The 2385-nt window shown below is 47.3% G+C and carries 2 protein-coding genes; one reads left to right on the plus strand and one right to left on the minus strand.

What is annotated here, in order from left to right; genetic code table 11:
* Nucleotides 1-1391, plus strand: a 1391-nt coding sequence (locus tag BCT81_RS28100) for a methyl-accepting chemotaxis protein (RefSeq protein WP_102426567.1), incomplete at its 5' end; no start/stop codon positions are given.
* An 84-nt stretch (nucleotides 1392-1475) separates the two neighbouring features.
* Here BCT81_RS28100 and BCT81_RS28105 read toward each other — a convergent pair.
* A partial coding sequence (locus tag BCT81_RS28105; RefSeq protein WP_102426568.1) for a hypothetical protein occupies nucleotides 1476-2385 on the minus strand: 910 nt, incomplete at its 5' end.

The raw sequence follows: 2385 nt of genomic DNA on the forward strand, positions 1-2385 counted from the left end.
GTGCTGACGTACTTATCGACCAATTGGTTAATGACGTTATCAGCCTAGATGTGGGTGACAACGCTCACGCAATGCTAATCGATGCGTCTGACGGCACATTCCTAGCGCACCCAGATTCAGCACTAAGCCTGAAGCCAGTAAGCCAGCTTTCTAATGACATTTCTATGCCTATCATCGAGAACGCAGTGCGTACTGGTAGCATCGAGATCATTAAAGAACGTGGCGCTGAGAAGCTGCTTTACTTCACGAAAGTACCAAACACTAACTGGATCTTCGCGGTTCAGATGGACCGAGCGACTGAAGAAGCAAACCACTCAACACTACTTACTCAGCTAATTATGACGGCTGTAGTGATCACGCTTATCGTGATCGTACTGGTTTCTTGGTTGGTGAGCTTCCTATTCCGCGACCTAAACCGAGTTTCTGCTGCACTAGAAGAGATTGCTTCAGGTGAAGGTGACCTTACTCAGCGTCTTGAGCCTAAGAGCGATGACGAAATTGGCCAGCTGGCGCAAAACTTCAACCGTTTCGTGGGCAACATGCACACAATGGTGATCAAGTTAAGTGAAGTGTCTGCTGCATTGGGTAACCAAGCACGCCAAACTGCATCACAAGCGGAAGAGCGTAGCGCTCGCATCCAGATGCAACAAGACGAAATCAACATGGTTGCAACGGCTGTTAACGAAATGGCAGCGGCAACACAAGAGATCGCGGGTAACGCAGACCACACGGCACAGAACTCATCTGAAGCGGTTGGTGCGTGTGAGCACGGTACTGGTCAAGTAACACAGACTCAAAGCTCAATCCAAAATCTTGCTCAAGAAGTTCAGATTGCGACGAACGTAATCCTAGAGCTTGAAGAGCACGGTAATAGCATCAACGCTATCTTGTCTAACATTCAAGGCATCGCTGAACAGACAAACCTACTTGCACTTAACGCAGCGATTGAAGCAGCTCGTGCAGGTGAGCAAGGTCGTGGCTTTGCGGTTGTTGCTGATGAAGTTCGCGTTCTGAGCCAACGTACACACGGTTCAACACAAGAGATTCAACAGACTATCGAATTGCTACAAGGTACAACAGGCAAAGCGGTTAGCATCATGAATGACAGCCGTACTTTGGCTGAAACCAGTGTTGATGACGCAAACTCAGCGGCTGCAAGCCTAACGCAAATTCATGCTGCTGTTGAACGTATCAGCGACATGGCGACACAGATTGCTTCTGCGGCAGAAGAGCAAGCATCTGTAACGTCGGAGATCACTCGTAACACTGAGGGAATCCGTGACGTATCTAATGAGCTAGCAGACGAAGCACACCAAGCGGCAGAGCAAGCAGCTCAGTTGTCTGAACTGTCTCACGAACTAGAGAGTGAAATCAGTCGCTTCAAACTGTAACCACTAAAACGTAAATTTAAAGCCGAATGTGATTATCACATTCGGCTTTTTTGTGCCTCTTATTTGGAGGCTTAGGCTCGAGAATTAGTTGTTCGGGTAACCTGGGAACTTCGCTTTTAGATTGGCGCGAGTAGGGAAGTATTTCTCCATAAACTTCACCATCGCAGGGTCGTTCTTTTGAAGCTCTGTGAATGTCGCGGAACTTAGCTCTTGAGCGCTGTAGCCTTTGTAGTTTACGTCGTAGTAAGCATACAGAGAGTAGGCTAGGTATTCTTGATCGTATGACTCAGCGTCTAGGTCAGCTTCAACGATTGTCGAGTCTTTTCCATTTGGAAAGTAAGAGCCCGCAAGAATCGCTTTTTCATTCAGCTCATCGAGTTCTTTTTGCATCACACCCCACTTTGATGAAGGTGACTGCACCGCTAAATTCATCACACCGTAGTCGTGTACAAAGTGAATGATCTCTTCAAACGCAGCGTCTCGTTGATTTGCTAAGTCCGGCTTGTTTTCGCCTGCTGTAGTATCTGTCGTTTCAGTCGCGAATAGATCTTGGAAGCGGTAGTTTTCATCTAAGTAATCGCCCGCACCTCTGTTAGCCCAATCATCATCGTAAAAGAACGCCATCGCAGCTTTGCTGTCGTAGATCGCCTTGGTCACTTCAGCTGGGAAGTTATCAAGGTAGTACTGCATGATCTTCTTAACGTGCGCAACTTTGGCCGTGCCGTCATTCTGTGTTTTGTCTTCGATCAGTAATGGGATCTTGTAACCATGAGCTTCTACGCAACTGCGTTGCTTGATGCCATTGTTAAGCAAGTTGCCTGTTGTGTCTGAAATAACAGAACAATCACTCGTTGGTACACGAGCGAACGTCTCTGAAGCACTTTGAGCAAAGCTTGGAACAAATTGGATAGCGTTACTTAGGGTGTTACCCACGCGAACGTAAAGGTTCATCGGTCTCATCTGGTCGATATTAAACTTGTCGCCAGTGCTATCG

Origin of the sequence: Vibrio sp. 10N.261.52.A1 (assembly GCF_002876325.1) — a bacterium.
GTDB lineage: Bacteria > Pseudomonadota > Gammaproteobacteria > Enterobacterales > Vibrionaceae > Vibrio > Vibrio chagasii.